The 15,820-nt window shown below is 69.3% G+C and carries 14 protein-coding genes and 1 pseudogene; 8 read left to right on the plus strand and 7 right to left on the minus strand.

What is annotated here, in order from left to right; translation table 11 throughout:
* Positions 1-138 precede the first annotated feature (138 nt).
* The 5 genes and pseudogenes from H4W80_RS64405 to H4W80_RS04955 all read left to right on the plus strand — a co-directional run.
* Positions 139-2,136, plus strand: a pseudogene (locus H4W80_RS64405) (transposase); the annotation flags it as partial.
* Between the two features lie 205 nt (positions 2,137-2,341).
* Positions 2,342-3,742: an alpha/beta fold hydrolase gene (locus tag H4W80_RS04940; protein ID WP_225964503.1), complete on the plus strand. Its 1,401-nt coding sequence runs from the start codon at positions 2,342-2,344 to the stop codon at positions 3,740-3,742.
* Positions 3,743-3,812: 70 nt separating this feature from the next.
* A complete protein-coding gene (locus H4W80_RS04945) occupies positions 3,813-5,045 on the plus strand; it encodes a sensor histidine kinase (protein ID WP_192783979.1) in 1,233 nt (410 codons plus the stop codon).
* Positions 5,042-5,689 (plus strand): response regulator, encoded by a 648-nt coding sequence (locus H4W80_RS04950; protein ID WP_192783980.1) that lies wholly within the window; start codon positions 5,042-5,044, stop codon positions 5,687-5,689. Before H4W80_RS04945 ends, H4W80_RS04950 begins: the two co-directional genes overlap by 4 nt.
* A 184-nt stretch (positions 5,690-5,873) precedes the next feature.
* Positions 5,874-6,581: a hypothetical protein gene (locus tag H4W80_RS04955; RefSeq protein ID WP_192783981.1), complete on the plus strand. Its 708-nt coding sequence runs from the start codon at positions 5,874-5,876 to the stop codon at positions 6,579-6,581.
* 225 nt (positions 6,582-6,806) lie between these two features.
* On the opposite strand, the gene H4W80_RS04960 is transcribed toward H4W80_RS04955, so the two are convergent.
* Both H4W80_RS04960 and H4W80_RS04965 read right to left on the minus strand, forming a co-directional pair.
* Entirely contained in the window at positions 6,807-7,061 is a 255-nt protein-coding gene (locus tag H4W80_RS04960; protein ID WP_192783982.1) for a hypothetical protein, read from the minus strand.
* A 276-nt stretch (positions 7,062-7,337) separates the two neighbouring features.
* Positions 7,338-8,060 (minus strand): recombinase family protein, encoded by a 723-nt coding sequence (locus H4W80_RS04965; protein ID WP_318786704.1) that lies wholly within the window; start codon positions 8,058-8,060, stop codon positions 7,338-7,340.
* 75 nt (positions 8,061-8,135) lie between these two features.
* Here H4W80_RS04965 and H4W80_RS04970 point away from each other — a divergent pair, with 75 nt between their 5' ends.
* A complete protein-coding gene (locus tag H4W80_RS04970) occupies positions 8,136-8,735 on the plus strand; it encodes a PDDEXK family nuclease (RefSeq protein WP_192783984.1) in 600 nt (199 codons plus the stop codon).
* Positions 8,736-8,889: 154 nt separating this feature from the next.
* Here the strand turns inward: H4W80_RS04970 and soxR are convergent, their stop codons facing one another.
* From soxR to H4W80_RS04990, 4 genes are all read right to left on the minus strand, one after another.
* A complete protein-coding gene (gene soxR, locus H4W80_RS04975) occupies positions 8,890-9,384 on the minus strand; it encodes a redox-sensitive transcriptional activator SoxR (protein ID WP_192783985.1) in 495 nt (164 codons plus the stop codon).
* Between the two features lie 32 nt (positions 9,385-9,416).
* On the minus strand, positions 9,417-10,904 hold the full coding sequence (locus H4W80_RS04980; RefSeq protein WP_225963242.1) for an MFS transporter: 1,488 nt from the start codon (positions 10,902-10,904) through the stop codon (positions 9,417-9,419).
* 461 nt (positions 10,905-11,365) lie between these two features.
* Positions 11,366-11,548: a hypothetical protein gene (locus tag H4W80_RS04985; protein ID WP_225963243.1), complete on the minus strand. Its 183-nt coding sequence runs from the start codon at positions 11,546-11,548 to the stop codon at positions 11,366-11,368.
* Between the two features lie 102 nt (positions 11,549-11,650).
* A complete protein-coding gene (locus tag H4W80_RS04990; RefSeq protein WP_192783986.1) occupies positions 11,651-12,268 on the minus strand; it encodes a stage II sporulation protein M in 618 nt (205 codons plus the stop codon).
* Between the two features lie 83 nt (positions 12,269-12,351).
* On the opposite strand from H4W80_RS04990, the gene H4W80_RS04995 reads away from it, so the two are divergent.
* A complete protein-coding gene (locus H4W80_RS04995) occupies positions 12,352-12,999 on the plus strand; it encodes a TetR/AcrR family transcriptional regulator (RefSeq protein WP_225963244.1) in 648 nt (215 codons plus the stop codon).
* Between the two features lie 337 nt (positions 13,000-13,336).
* On the opposite strand, the gene H4W80_RS64410 is transcribed toward H4W80_RS04995, so the two are convergent.
* The gene (locus tag H4W80_RS64410) at positions 13,337-13,792 is read right to left on the minus strand and encodes a recombinase family protein (protein WP_378526871.1); all 456 of its coding nucleotides are present in this window, start codon (positions 13,790-13,792) and stop codon (positions 13,337-13,339) included.
* A 225-nt stretch (positions 13,793-14,017) separates the two neighbouring features.
* On the opposite strand from H4W80_RS64410, the gene H4W80_RS05005 reads away from it, so the two are divergent.
* The gene (locus H4W80_RS05005) at positions 14,018-15,799 is read left to right on the plus strand and encodes a branched-chain amino acid ABC transporter ATP-binding protein/permease (RefSeq protein ID WP_225964508.1); all 1,782 of its coding nucleotides are present in this window, start codon (positions 14,018-14,020) and stop codon (positions 15,797-15,799) included.
* Positions 15,800-15,820: the final 21 nt, after the last annotated feature.

Genomic DNA, 15,820 nt, shown 5'->3' on the forward strand with positions numbered 1-15,820 from the left:
GACGCCGGCAGCGAGGCCAGCGCCGAGACCGGCAGCGTGGCGGGCCGGGAGGCCGGCGAGGAAAACGCCGAGCCAGATCCGCGGACCGGTCTGGAGACCGCGGTCGAGGCGCTGGTCAAGGCGGTGCGGATGCAGGCCGCGGGGATGGGGTCGGTCCGCCAGGTGGTGGAGCGGGCCGGCGGCGCGAGCGCGCAGCTGGCCGACATCGAAGAGGTCACCGCCTACCAGCACGACAACCACGAGCTGCTCATCCAGCAGTTCTTCAAGGCCGACCGGTCCACCATGCTCGCCCTGACCGGCGTGTTGCGGTTCAAGGCGACCTCCGCCGACCGCAGCGTGCTGAAGGCTCTGGAGCACGCTTTGACCTACTGGGGCAAGACCCGCGACTTCATCCCCGCTCGCGGCACCGATGGCCGCCTACTGGATCTGGGGTTCGCCTCGGCCAACTGGCTGCGCGCGATCCGGGATCGCAAGCATCCGGGCATGCTGGTCAAACGGCACTTCGAGGCGATGGTGTTCGCCTACCTGGCCGAGGAGGTACGCACCGGGGACATCGCGGTGGCCGGGGCGGCGGAGTACGGCGACTGGAGCGCCCACCTGCTGAGCTTCTACCAGTGCCGGCCCCTGCTGGCGGCCTACTGCGCCGAGGCGGGCCTGCCGGGATCCGCGGCCGAGTTCGTGGCCGAGCTGAAGGAACGCCACCGTCAGGCCGCCGAGCACCTGGACGCCGGCTACGCCGACAACGAGGACTTGACGTTCGCCAAGGACGGCACCCCGACGCTCAAGCGGCTGGCCGGGCTCGGCACCACCGCGACCGCGGCCAAGCTGGGGGCGGAGATCAAGGCGCGGATGCCCGAGCGCACGCTGATCGAGATTGTGTCGCGCACCGCGTACTGGCTGGGCTGGCACCGGCACTTCGGGCCCGCCTCCGGCCACGACCCGAAGCTGAAGAAGCCGCAGGACCGCTACGTTTTGACCACGTTCGCGTCGGGTCGAACATGGGCCCGGCCGAGGCGGCCCGGCACATCGAGGGGATCACCGCGCACGAGATCTCGCTGGCCAAGAACCGGCACATCAGCCTGGCCAAGCTGAACAAGGCGATCACCGACGTGGTCAACGCCTTCGCCCAGCTGGACGTGGTCAAGGCGTGGGGCGATGGCAGCAGCGTGGGCACCGACGGCACCCAGGTCGACACCTACATCGACAACCTGCTCGCCGAGACTTCGATCAGATATGGGGGTTTTGGTGGTATTGCCTACCATTACGCATCTGATAACTATATTGCGTTGTTTTCCCGTTTTGTTCCTTGTGGGGCGTGGGAGGCGATCTACATCATCGATGGGCTGCTGGCGAACGCCTCCGAGGTCCAGCCCAAGACGGTGCACGCCGATACCCAGGGCCAATCGTTCCCCGTCTTTACCCTCGCGCATTTGTTCGGGTTCGATCTGATGCCGCGCATCCGCAACTGGAAGGGCCTGACCTTCTTCCAGCACGCCGACCACGTCACCTACCGCCACATCGACGCCTTGTTCCGCAGCGAGAACGGCGCCCGAATCGTGATCGATTGGGGGACTGGTGGAGAAGATGTGGCCCGATCTCATGCGGGTGGCGATTTCGATCCGCGAGGGTAGGCTCAACTCGGTCACCTTGTTGCGCCGGCTCGGCTCCCACTCCCGCAAGAACGAGATCTACCGGGCGTTCCGGGAGGTCGGCCGCAGTGTGCGCACCGTGGCGCTGCTGCGCTTCCTGGCCGATCCCGCGCTGCGCAGGCGCGTCACCGCGGTCACCAACAAGGTGGAGGGGTTCAACGGCTTCTCTGGCTGGCTGCGGTTCGGCAACGACGGCGTCATCGCCGTCAACGACCCGGCCGAGCAGGAGAAGATGATCAAGTTCAACTCCCTGCTGGCCAACTGCGTGATCTTCCATACAGCGCTGGACATGATGGAGGTGATGCGCCGACTGCTGGCCGAGGGCTGGGAGATCAGCGCCGAGGACGTCGCGCAGCTCTCGCCCTACCTGACCGCGCACATCAGCCGGTTCGGCCTGTACGCCACCGATGTGCTGCGGCTGCGGCCTGATGACTTCGACCCTGACCTGCCCGAGATCGACTTCACCACTCTGGCGGAGGCGGCGTAGCACTCCATCCAGATCTCGCTCGCACCAGGATGGCAGTCGAATTGTCGGCGTTGGTGTGGCGGGTCATAGGTATGTCTAGTGGCAGATGTGGCGGGAGATCGGTGTGCCTAATCTGTGAGGTCATCTGCGGCGCTCGCCGCACCATCTCCTGTTGGAGGATTCGATGACCCGGCCACGATCGGTTTTGCTTGCCGTGCCCCTCGTGATGACGATGGGAGCGTACGCTCCAGCCGCCTCCGCCTCATCCAGCGGAGCGCCCGCGCCGCCCCTGACCTGGTCCGCCTGCGGGGGGAAGATCTCGGCCGAGCTGCAGTGCGCCACCTTGACCGTGCCCGTCGACTGGTCGAAGCCCGGCGGGAAGACGATCGCCCTCACGGTGGGCAGGGCGCCGGCGACCGGCGCGGCGGCCGCGGGCACCGTCCTGTTCAGCCCTGGCGGCCCCGGTGGCGCCGGCGTCCAGGAGCTGTCCCGGGCGCTGCCCCACTTCGCCGGGCTGCGCACCCGCATGGACGTCGTCACCTGGAACCCGCGCGGCGGGGTGAGCGGCGAGCACATCCCACTCGCCGCGTGCGCGGCCGGTCCCGCCTTCGCCACGCCGGACAGCCGGCGCGAGTACGACCAGGCGCTCAAGGCGAACGCCGCCGGGATCGCCCCCTGCAGGGACGCCGTGCCCGACCTGTTCGCCCACCTGGACTCCGCCACCCAGGCCCGCGACATGGACGCGATCCGCGCCGCCCTCGGCGAGCAGAAGATCTCCTTCCTCGGCAACTCCTACGGCGGGGTGCTCGGAGCCTCCTACGCGCGGCTGTTCCCCCAGCGGCTGCGCGCGATGGCGGTGGACAGCGTGCCCGACCACGTGGACCCGCTGGCGAAGTCGGAGCGACTGCAATACGAGGGGCTGGAGGCGGGGTTCCAGCGGTTCGTCCGCTGGTGCGCCGACGCTTCCGACTGCGCGCTGCGGGGCACCGACGTGGAGAAGACCTGGCAGGCCGTCGTCCGGCGGGCCGAGCGCCGTCCCCTGACCGGTGCCGCTGCCGCCGGTGAGCGCCGCTACGACGGCGACGACCTGAAATTCCTGGCCTACGGCCTGGTCGACAGCACGGCGGAGTGGCCCGCGCTGGCCAAGGCCATCGCGAGCGCCGCCAAGGGCGACGCGTCCGGCTTCGACCCCCAAGGCCGCGGCCTGCCGCCGCGGGTCACCGCCATGCTCGCGGTCAACTGCGCCGACGGGTTCCGCTACGACGGCTACCACGCCTACCGCGCGGCCGTGCGGCGCTCGGTGAAGGTGTCACCGAACTTCTCCGGCATGCGGGAGAACGCCTGGCTCGCCTGCTCGCCGTGGGCGCCCAAGGCCACCAACCCGCCGGCGCCGCTACCGGCCCGCAAGCTGCCGCCGCTGCTCGGCATCGGCCCGGTCTACGAGTACCCCTCCGTCCGCGCCATCACCGACCAGGTCCCCGGCTCGGTCACGGTCAAGTACGACGACATCGGCCACGGCCGCTACCTCAACGCCGGCGACCCCTGTGTCACCGGCCACGTGAACCGCTACCTCATCGACGGCAAGCTGCCCGCCCCCGGCACCACGTGCCCCGCCTGGCCGGCGTGATACTGATCGCGTGAGACGACTAGCGGCTTTGTGCCCCTTTCCGGCCGGCGTCTGGCGACGTATACCGCTCATGGGCCGCGACGCCCTGCTCGCCTGCGCCGTGGCGATCATCGCCCTGACCGTCTCGGCACTGGACGCATGGTGGCGCGGTCAGCCCGCCGAGATCACCGATGCGGGCGCGGCGTGGGCGGCGCCGATCCTAGCCGTCTGCGCGCCGCTGGCGCTGCGCAGGCGGCTGCCGCTGACGGCAGTGGTCGCGTCCGCGACGGTGATGCTGGCGCTCGGCCTCGCGCTGGAGCGCGACGCCGGGATCTGGGTCCTGGGCCTGATCGTCGCCTCGGCGGCCTACCACCGCCATCGGCTGCGCTCGGTGCTCCTGATCGGCTCGGCCGCCTGGGCGGTGGCGGCAGGCCTCGGGGGCGGGTCCGTGCCGGACCTCGCCACCGTGTCCGTCTACGCGGCAGCCGGCGCGATGCCGGTCGCCGCCGGCTACGCGCTGCGGCTGCGAGCCGACCGTGCCGTGCAGGCCGCGCGGCTGCAGCGTGCCAGGGAGGAGCAGGCACGCTCGCAGGAGGCCGCGCGGATCGCCCGGGAGGTGCATGACGTCGTCGGGCATCACCTCAGCGCGATCAGGCTTCAGGCGGTCGGTGCCCGGCGGGCGCTGGCCGGTCACGACTGCGAGGCCGACCGCGCGCTGGCCGGGATCGCCGGTCTGTCGGCCGAGGCGCTGGCCGAGATCCGGGCGCTGCTCGCGACCTTGGTGCGCTCGGGCCGCGAGGACCACGCTCACAGCGGAGGTCTCGCCGGCCTGCCCGCGCTGGCGGAACGCAGCGGCGGCCCGGGACTGGTCGTCTCCCTGAAGGTCGACCCTCGCCTCGAGAGCACCGTCCACCCTGAGACGGCGGCCTGCGCCTACCGGATCGTGCAGGAGGCGCTGACCAACGTGGCGCGGCACTCCACCACCGCGCTGGCCTCGGTCACGGTCCGTGCGGTGAGCAGCCAGGTGGTCGTCACCATCGACGATCCAGGCCCGCCCCGGCTGCCGGCCGACGGCGGCGCCCCAAGGGGTGGGCGCCGCGATGGGCAGGGCCTGGCGGGCATACGCGAGCGGGTGGCGGCGCTCGGAGGACAGTGCCACATCGGTCCACACGGCAGAAACGGCTGGCGGGTGCGCGCCAGCCTGCCCGCCCTTCCTCCACATGCGCGTGACGACAGATCGGCGGAAACGGCCGGCGGCACAGAACCCGGCCCTTGCACGATGTCCTCAGCGTACGGTCATCCGGCCCGGAAGGTGCTCCCGTGATCCGGCTGCTGATCGCCGACGACCAGCAGCTCGCCCGCGAGGGACTGCGGCAGCTGCTCAGCCATGAGCCCGACATCGCCTTCCTCGGTGCCGCGAGCGACGGAGCCGAGCTGATCAGCATGGCGCGCGAGCACCAGCCGGACGTCATCCTCACCGACCTGCGAATGCCGGGCACCGACGGCATCACGGCGATCCGGCGGCTGACGGCACGGGCACCGGACAGGCCGATCATCGCACTGACCACGTTCGACACCGACGAATACCTCTTCGGGGCACTCGAAGCGGGTGCCGTGGGCTTTCTGCTCAAGGACGGCGACCCCGACCTCTATCTGGCAGCGATACGCGCGGCCCACCGAGGGCAGGGACTGATCGACCCGCAAGTCACCCGCAGGCTCGTCCGCCGCTTCGCCACCCCACCGGTGCGAGGCCATGGCCTGGAGTTGACGATCCGGGAAACGGAGGTCCTCCGCCTGGTCGCGCTGGGCCGCACCAACGCCGAGATCGCCGGACATCTGCGCATCGCCGCAGGCACCGTCAAGATCCACGTGTCGCGTGTCCTGACCAAGATCGGCGTGCGCACCCGTGTCCAAGCCGCGATCCACGCCTACCGCTCAGGATTGGTGTCCTCGCATGAGGAGGAGTGAAAGTCCTCTCGGCACCGCCGCTCGGCCCGCGCGGCCGCTTGCCGGGTGTCCAACCCAGGTCCGCAGCACCCAGCAACCCGTCCAACGAAGCTGCACGATGCGGAACGTCATCATATGGAGTGGTGTGATGAGTCGAAGGCGCACAACGTGGCGGTGGCTGCTGGCCACAGCCGCAGGGCTGGTCGTGGCCGTGGTGGCCGGTGTCGTGGTGGCCTTTCCATCGGTCGCCGCCACGACCTGCCCTGGCTGCTACGGCATGAAACAGGCCAGGCCCGGCCTGTATCTGGAGCCGGGGCTGCCGCCAGCACGGGAGCGGCAGGTGACCGAGGTGATCGAAGCGGCCAACCGCCGGGTGTCAGACTTCTACGGCGGACGCCGGAGCTCTCCCGACATCCTGGCCTGCGTGACCACCACGTGCTACCGAAAGATCGGCGGTGGCGGGGAGCGTGGGATCGCCGTGCTGAACCGCGCGGTCATGCTGTCACCGAAGGGCCTCGATGCGGTGATCGCCTCACACGAGATGTCACACGTCGAACTGCACGCCCGTCTAGGATCCGACGCCGGGCCCATCCCGCAATGGTTCGACGAAGGACTGGCCGTCGTGGTCTCCGATGACCCGCGCTACCTCAAGCCCGAGGGCACCGGTGACCGGTGCCGGGTGTCCACGCCGGGAGCCCTGCCCCGAACACTTGACGACTGGCTGCGCACCGCGCAAGCGGACCAGGACACCTACGCCAAGGCCGCCTGCCGGGCGAGCCAGTGGCTCCAGGCGAACGGTGGTTCCAAGGCCGTCCTCGAACTGATCGAACACATGGCCGCTGGGAGTGCCCTGCCCGCCTCCGTGGCAGCCGCCACGCGTGAAGCTCCTTCGACAGCGGCACCGGCTGGGTGACAGCGTTGCGATCGCCCTCCAGGAGGGCTCTGACGACAGGCCATCTTCAGCACGCCCCAGCGGTAGCTCTGAGCTATCGCACTAGAAATAACCTCACTGGGTTCTGCGACCAGCCCAAAGTAGCTCCCTGTGATCGACACTACGGTCAGTCACGTTAGGGCCCGGCAGGTTCCGACTTTCGCGACTAACCGTCCTGACGTCGGTGTGGACACACCGGGGCCTCGTTTAAACGATGAGGTCCACGGCGCGGGGAAAGGTCGCGGCGGCGGCTTCCATGCCTGTGAGGGCATTACGCCGGTCTGCGGTCTTGTCTTCGCCCACGTCGACGTAGTTCTGTTCGCAGAACTCGCGTGCGAACTCGCCGACGTGCTCGGCGGTCTCGGCCAGCTTTTCAGTTACCATTCCGACGCTCATCCCGCCGGTGAAGGCGATATGGAACCGGTAGAGCAGCAGCGGGAGGTCGGCGGCTGCGGTGGCCATACAACGTGGCCTGCCGCTCGATCTCGTTGTTGATGTTGGTCAGGCTCGCGCGCCATCCGCTGTCGATCAGTTCCACGGCCGGAACAAGCCCGTCGTTGACCGCCGACTCCAGGTAGTTGCGGGCGTCGGGGCAAGGAGCCCTCGCGTTCCTCGTCGGTCAGTTTCTCCCACGTCGGCACAAACGTGCAGTCGTGGGCGAACTGCTGGCGGGCCCTGGCCAGGGCCAGGACGCGCGGGTCGTCGAGCGGAATCTGCGGCAGTGGCACGGCGTGCTCCTCAGGGAATCGGGAGCTGGTCAGCGGGGTTGCCCTCGGCAGCGGCTGCGAGGGTTTTATGAACGACGCCAACGGAGACCTTCACCCCGGCGGCGATGGTGCGGATGGATTCCCCGCGCCGGCGACGGTCGAGGATCGCGACGCGCTTGTCGTCGTCGACCACGGGGCGGCGGCCGCCGACCTTGCCTTGCTTTCGGGCCGTCTCCAGGCCGTTCTTGGTCTTGCGGACGATGTCGCGGCGACGGTCCTCAGCCAGAGCGAGGGCCAGGTCGAGGATGAAGGAGCGTTCGGTGTGCTCGCCGGCGCCGATGCCCTCCAGCACCTTGACGCCGACGCCCTGCTGGAACAGGTCGTTGAGGACGATCAGTCCTTCCAGGAGATTGCGGCCGAGCCGGTCGACTTCCTGGACGGTCAGCAGGTCGCCCTCGCGGATGTAGGACAGCGCGGTGAGGAGGTCGGGCCGGTCACTGGTGGCGAGCTTGCCGCTGGCCTTCTCCTCGATGACCTTCAGACAAACCGGATCGAGAGCGTCATGCTGCCGCTGGGTCTTCTGCTTGTCGGTGCTAACCCGGACCAGTCCGATGAGCGCCTGCGCTGTAGACGAACCGACGTCGGCGGGGACTCGTACCCATCCTCCGCCCGAGGGGTCTGAGCGGCGTCCCGAGCAGGGATGAGGAAACTGATTAGCAACCTCATAAGCCGCAGCCCTGCCCAGCGTTGGCACCGATGATTGGGCTGCCTGCCTCAAGATCATCCCAATGTGGGTTTTGCGCTTATGTGGGTTGACTCCCTGTGAGGCATGACGACGGTGACCTGGGAGCGCGAGCCCGGGGAGAAGGTCGAGGAGTTCGTCGCGGCGCTGCTGCTGCTCAAGTACCCGCACGGCAATCAGCCCACCCCGTCCAAGGGAGATCGCGGCGTCGACGTACGCGTGGAGAATCCCGACGGCTTCGACATCTACCAGGTCAAGCGCTACAGCCGCCCGCTGACGGCCGGCCAGGCACGCAAGATCGAAGCCTCCTGGAACACCTTCGTCAGCCAGACGCTGCCGGTGCGCTCCTGGACCCTGGTGACGCCGTGGCAGCCCACCAACCCGCGGCTGGACTGGCTGGCCGGAGACGGCGGGCAGCGCCTGGCACGGCTGATGGCCGAGGCACTGCAGGGCGGCCGCGAGGTGCCCCCGGCGTCCCGGCCGAGGACCTGCTGGACGCCCGTCGTGCCCTTCTGCACAGTCACGACATCGACGGCCTCTTCGACCACGACCAGACCACAGCAGAACTCGCCGCCGAAACCCTCCTCAACCGAGCCCGATGCATGTTCCCGGACGCCGGCCACATCACTCCACGGCGGATCACCCGAGGCCCGCGACCGACACCAGCCGATGGCAGGCCGGCCATAGGCGAAAGCGCAAGCCTCCCCGGCTACTACGAACTCTCCGCACACAGCGGGATCACCCTCGCACCACTCCTGGGCCGGCTGCTCGCAACGGAGATCCTTACCGAGAGCCGTGACCCCATCCTCTCTTCCTTCCGACCAGACCGTCCTTGACATCGTCATCGCCGCCTCTGATCATGTGGTGGTTCGTCCGGAAAGGTGGCGTCAGGCTCCTGGAGTCGTACCGGCCCCGGACCCCGTCCGCGGAGGGCGTCGTCAGGGTTGAGCAGCAGGCAGGCCTTCATCGACAGGCAGCCGCAGCCGATGCAGCCCGTGAGCTCCTGCTCGAGGGCTTCGATGGCGCGACGGCGTTCCTCGAGCTGTTTCTTCCACGCACGGGAGACTCGCTGCCAGTCTCTGTGGGTGGGGGCATGATCGGTGGGCAGGGTGGCGAAGACCTCGGCGACGTCCGACAGCGGGATATGCAGGCGCTTGGCCACGATGATCAAGGAAATCCTTCGGAGCATGTGCCGGGAGAAGATCCGCTGGTTGCCGCTGCCGCGTTCGCTGAAGATCAGGCCCTTGCGTTCGTAGAAGTGCAGGGCGGAGGCGGGCACGCCGGTCCGGCGGATGATCTCACCGATCGTGAGGTGATCGTCCGGGCTGGCGCGCACGGCATCTCTCCTTGTTGTGCTCGGGACAGTGGTCAGGTGGCGCGGCGCGAAGCCGGGGCTCGGCCGTGGATCAGGGCGGCCACGACGATCGACAGCATGAGGCACAGTAGTCCGACGCCGAGCTGGGTCAGGTGCCAGGACCAGGTGAAGGCGTCCAGCTCCGCGGCCTCGGCTCCGGTGGTGAGGCGTCCGGCGCCGACAGCGGCGGCGCGGGTCGTGTCGCCGAGCCTGGCCGTGAGGAGGCCGATGAGGGAGGCACTGAACGCGGCGATCACAAGAGCCTCGGCGGCCCCGCGCAGCGTGTTGAGGAATCCGGCCGCCATGCCTACGGCATTGGCCGACACCAGAGCCATGGCCTGGCCGTCCGTGATGCCGAACGACGCGCCCATACCGACGCCGATCATCACCAGCGGGGCCGCGACGGACGCGACCGCGTGGTCGGCGTTCAGCATCACCAGCCACAGGTTCCCCGCCACCACCAGGAGTAGCGCGATCATGATCAGCAGGCGGGCCGGAACCCCCTTGTTCACCAGGGTCACGGCGGCCATGGGCATGATCAGCACTGGCGCGGTCAGCAGTAGCATCGCCGCCCCCGCCGACGCGGGGGACAGTCCTGCCGCCGCCTGCAGGTAGGTGGGCAGGAAGACCAGGACGCCGAGGAACCCTATCGAGGTGGTCAGGGTCGCCAGACTCCAGCCCAGGAAGCCGCGGTTGGCGACCAGGGCGGGGGCCAGGACCGGGGCGGGGCTGCGCCGCTGGACGAAGCCGAAGATGACCAGGGCGACCAGTCCGGCGATCCCGGTGATGAGGATGACCGGGTGGGTCCAGCCGAGCGTGGGCGCCTCCAGGAGCGCGAACATGAGCAGTGCCAGCGCGACGACGAACAGTGCGGCGCCTGCCCAGTCGACCGGGCCGCCGTCGCTCGCGCGGGACTCGCGGGCACGGGTCGCGCCCAGAGCCACCAGCAGGCCGATGATGGTGAAGACCGCGAAGCTTCCCCGCCACCCGGTGGCGATGATCAGCAGCCCTGACAGGGTGGGGCCGATGGCGATGCCGATCCCGGCCATGGTGCCCATCAGGGCGAAGGCCCGATTGCAGGCCGCACCGTCGTAGCTGGAGGCCAGGATGGCGCCGCCCGCGGCCATGATCCCCGCGCCACCGGCGCCGGAGACGATGCGGGCGATGTCGGTGACGAGGATCGCCGGGCTCAGTGCCGTGGCGAGGAATCCGGCCGCGAAGACCAGCGCCGCGAGGATGAACACCCTCCGGCGGCCGATCCGGTCGGCCGTCGATCCCGCGATGAGCGTCATGGCCGCGAAGGCCAGGTTGTAACCTGCGACGACCCAGTTCAACGGGGATCCGGAGGCGTCGAGCTCGCGGCCGATGCTCGGCAGCGCGACCGCGGTCCCCGAAATGGACATCGCCACCAGGACGACGCCGACCAGGACTACCGGCAGGGTCAAGGGAGACGCCCGGTCCACCGTGGCCGGGGGATGGGACGAATCTGTAGTGATGTCCATTCTGCCCGCCTTCTCTGGTCCTCAGACTTCGGCGAACAGCTCATCAGCTCAACCGAAGTTGAGGTCAAGTGCGCAGGTCAGCGCCGCTACGCGGGCGGCTGCACGGCCTGGTTGGGATCTCTGGGGCCCCGCTCGGAGCCCGATGTGGTCGCGTGGCAGCGGCGCTGGCCTACTTCTGCGATCCGGCCAGTCCTTTCAGCGCGGCTCCAACGAGAAGCATCTGCCGCGATCCGAGGACGGCGATCAGCCGGCCCAGCTGAGGACCGGGTACTGCTGTTGGGCAGTACCGTCACAGAATCCGGACCGAGTTACTGGAACGCGGGGAGCCTGTAAGACTGCTGTCACCCGGTACACGCGATTGCGTTAGAGCAGGTCAGGCTCCCTGTGTCGAGACGGAAACGCCCGACCTTGCGGTAGGTCGCCAGGCAGCAGCCGGGGGGCCGGGGAGCCGATGCGATGGGTCAGGCTCGCCCGCGGCCGCCGCGCCGGAGGGGGTCTCGTGCTGCGACGTGGTCGGCGACGGCGTCGACGCCGGGGCGGGCGTAGCGCTCCAGGGAACGGACGGAGGCGTGCCGGGAGCGGGCCAGCAAGGTGGGGGTGTTGGTGCCGTCTTCCGCTTCGTGGGTCAGGGAGGAATGCCGCAATTGGTGCGGGGTCCACCCCCCGCGTGCGCTGGGGCGACCCGGTGCTGCCGGGCGCGGGTCGTCACGGCGTGAAGCGCCACCCTGGGAGTTGTTCCGCATCGCTCAGCCCTCCGTGAGCAGGGGGACCAGGTAGATCAGCGAGAACGACTCGTGGATCGCCCCGACGACGAGCAACGCCAGGGCGGGCAGGCTCAGTCGGCCGAGCTGCCGCAGCCCGCGGACATACCCCTGACGCCGGTTCACGGCGTCGACGGTCCGGGGCCGGATCCACGCCCGCCCGAGGAGGTAGGCGCCGAGCGCGAGCAGCACGAACGCCTGGAACTCGATCAGGATGGTCAGCGAGTGCGGGATGAGGGCCAGCCAGGCGGCCTCGTTGGCCGGCGCGAGGGTCACACCGACCGTGTACTGGCTGTAGGCGAACCAGGGGATGCCCGCGAACGGCACGATCATCGATGGCAGGACGAGGATGAGCAGGCCGGCCCGCAGCGCGTTGTTGGCGAGGATCGCGAGGGCGAACAGCCAGGGGTTCTCGAGCAGCGACTGCACCAGGTCCCCCGTGCCACTGCTCTTCATGGACTCCACCTGCGCGGCGGCCAGGCTGGGGAAGAGCAGACCCACCCCGAAGCCGACGAGAACCGGGCCGTACACGATCGCGTTCAGGACGAGGTAGGCACTGCGGTTCGCTCGGATGGTCTGGATCACGTGACGAAGGAATCGCATCTTCAGGCCCCCTGATTTATTTAGCGCTGGCATGCCAAATAAGCTAGCACGGCCATGCTAAAACGTGGGTTAGGATGGTTGCCATGCCCAAGCGAGTCGACCCGGATGCCCGCCGGGAACAGGTCGCCGACGCCGTGATCGACGAGATCGCCGAGCACGGGCTCCGCTCGGTGACTCTCGCCCGGATCGCCACTCGCACTGGCTTGGCCATCGGGAGCATCCGGCACTACTTCGGCGACCACGTCCGCGAGGTCATGCGCTTCACGCTGAGCGTGCTCATGCAGCGCGCCGCGGGCCGCGCCACGACGATGTCCGACGACCCGGTGACGCGGATCGCGGACGTGGTCACCTTCGCCACGCCGACCAGTGAGCAGGAGCGCAAGGAGAACGCCGCCATTGTCGAGTACCGCGTCATGGCACGCACGGACCCGGAGTTCGCGGCCGACAGCGCTGCGATGTCACTCGCAGCCGCCGGGGTGATCCGCTCGCTGCTGCGCCAGGCGCTGGCCGACCGCGTCGTCGACGAGGAGTCGCTGCACCGCGAGGCGCTCCTGCTGTTCACCCTGATCGAGGGCTTCTCGTTCAGCGCGGCACTGCTCTCCGCCCCGCTGCGCGAGGCGGACGTCCGTGCCGTCGTGACGGCGACCATGGAACGCCTGCGCGACGCCTACCCGCCCGCCGAGAACGACGTCGGGGCGGCGGCCGGGGTGCCCGAGGTGGCCGGAGGGTGAGCCGCAGGCCCCGAGTCAGTCGCGTGGTCCGACCGAGTGGCTGACTCGACGGTGCTGGGCCGCCGAGTCAGTCGAGTGGTCGGCGGACCTGCCGACGCTCCTATGGTTCGTCAAGCTGTGACAGGTGGGTTCTCGAGGCGGCGGTAGAGGTCGCGGGCGATGTAGCGCTTGAGGCAGCGGCGGATTTTTCGGGTGTCTTGCCCTCGGAGTTCGACTTCGAGAACCAGACGGCCGACGCCCAGAGCAAGCGGTTCGGCTACAACTGCGACTTCGTGACCGTGTTCCCGATCGGGGTTGAGGAACCTGCGGACAGCCGTTGGCGGTACCCGCGAGTAACTTAGCCGGACGCTTCTGCGGGGCCCTCGGTCGGGATGAGCACGGGCAGACCCGGCTGGCCGGGCAGTAGCCCGGTCAGCGCAGTTCGGATGGCGGCCCGGCTCACTCCATGCGCACGGGCGAGAGCCGCGATCGAGGTGCCGTGGTCGGTGAACGCCGAACGCACCTCTTCAAGCTGGGCGCCGGCCAGCGCGGGTGGCCGGCCGCGGTAGCGGCCTTCGGCTTCGGCGGCGGCGATCCCTTCGGCGGTCAGCTCGTTTTGCAGGTCGCGCTGGAACTGCCCGACTGCGGTGATCACGTTGATGAGCAGCGCTGTCGTGGCGTCGTCGGCCGCGAGGCCATGGAAGTTCGACAGCGGTCCCGACAGGACGCGCAGGGCGACGCCGCGGGCCTGGCACCAGTCGCGGACGGCGTGGATGTCGATCAGGTCACGGCACAGCCGGAACAGCTCCGACACTGTCAGGACGTCGCCGGGGTGCGCGGCGGCGGCGTCGGAGTGGCCGAACAGGTGCTGCTGTGGAACGACGTCGCCTTGGTCTGGCTGGACGGCGCGATCCTGGTGGTCCTGCTGATCGACGCGCTACTGACCCGCCGGGTCCTGGGACGGAGTGCGGACAATGGCGAGAGCGGCGGCTGGACGCTGGTCGCCGTCGATACGGGCTGGCCCGCGCCGTACAGATCGATGCGGTCGGTTCGAGCCCTGCGGACGATCATCGGTGGTGGACTCGTCGTCCTGGTGGCAGCCGTTCCGTGGTTCTCCTCCCAGGTCACCGTGCAGGCGCTGACCGCTGGGTGCGGGTTCGCGCTGGCGTGCCTGTCGGTCTACGTGCTCGCTGGGATCTCCGGCCAGCTCTCGCTGGGACAGTTCGCGATCGCCGGGATCGGCGCTGTCACGTCGGTGCTCGTCCTCGCCTGGACCGGGATCTTCCCCCTGTCCCTGCTGGCCGGGCTCGCAGCCGGCGCGGCGGCGGCTTCGCTGGCCGGCGTTCTGGCGACACGTCGGCCGGGCACCGCGCTGGCGGCACTCACCCTTACCGCCGCGGGGCTGGTGCCGACCGTGGTGCTGGCGCCGGAGTGGGGTTTCGGCACCGGCCGCACACCGGGGCTACCGCTGATCGGCGGACAAGCACCCGGCCCGACCGCGATATACCTGGCATGCCTGGCCGTGTTGCTGGGCTCGGTTCTTGCGGTACACCGGCTGCGTCACGGGAGGACCGGCCGGGCGATGCTCGCCGTACGGGACAACCCGACACTGGCGCGGGCGTTCGGCGTGCGGATCGGCCGGACGCGGATGTTCGGCTTCGTTCTCGCCGGCGCGTTCGCGTCCCTGGCCGGGATCCTGCTCGCGCACAGTTCCACTGTGGTCACACCGGGCCAGTTCGCTCAGGATCTATCGGTCAAGGTCGTGCTCGCTGTCGTGGTCGGCGGGATCGCCAGTCTGGGTGGCGCGCTGATCGGCAGCCTGTGGCTGTTCACCGTGCCGCAGCTGTTCCCCGGCTCAGGCCTGGCGACCTCGGCGACTTCGGTCGGCGGTCTGCTCCTGTTGCTGTACTTCCCCGGAGGCATAGGTCCTGCCCTGATCAGTGGCCGCAACTACCTGCTTGGCCTGCTCACCGCGGTCCGGGAGCGGCGAGCCCCGGTCGCGGCGGCCGAGCCACCCGTGTCCGCAACCGTGACACGGCCGAAGGTCTCGGTTGTCCCGCCACCTCAGCATCGGGAAGGACCGGTACTCGAGGTGAGCGGGATGGGCAAACAGTTCGGTGGTCTGGCCGCTGTGTCCAACCTGACCCTGTCGGTTCAGGCGGGGGAGATCCTGGCGCTGATCGGGCCGAACGGCGCGGGCAAGACCACGGTGTTCGATCTGATCAGCGGTTTCGAACCGGTGACCACCGGGACGGTGCGCTTCGACGGCGAGGACATTACGCGGCTGGCTCCGGATCAGCGGGCCAGGCGCGGGCTGATCCACTCGTTCCAGGAACCGTTGCTGTTTCCGACGATGACCGTCAGCGACGTGCTGTCGGTCGCGGCCGAGGCCCGGCTGCCGAGCCGCCGGGCCCGCCTCGCCGCGGTCGAAACCGCGCTGGACTACTACGGTCTCGGCAGGTATCGCGACCACCGGGCGCGGGAACTGTCCATCGGCACGCGACGGATCGTCGAACTGGCGGCGATGCACACGCTGCGCCCGAAGGTGCTGCTGCTGGACGAACCCTCGTCCGGCATCGCCCAGCGCGAGACCGAGGCGCTGGCCGGTGTCCTGCAGCGGATGCGGGCCGATCTCGACCTCACCATCGTGCTGATCGAACACGACCTGCCGCTGGCCTTCGGCATCGCGGACCAGGTGGCGGTGCTTCTCCAGGGTGAGCTCCTCACCCAGGGCACCCCGGACCAGGTACGGACAGATCCGGCGGTCGTGGACGCCTACCTCGGCGCGCGGTTCGAGCAGTCCGCCACGTCACCGGCCTAGACGACACAAGGGAGCAATGCA

Source organism: Nonomuraea angiospora, assembly GCF_014873145.1.
In the GTDB taxonomy this organism is placed as follows: Bacteria; Actinomycetota; Actinomycetes; order Streptosporangiales; family Streptosporangiaceae; genus Nonomuraea; species Nonomuraea angiospora.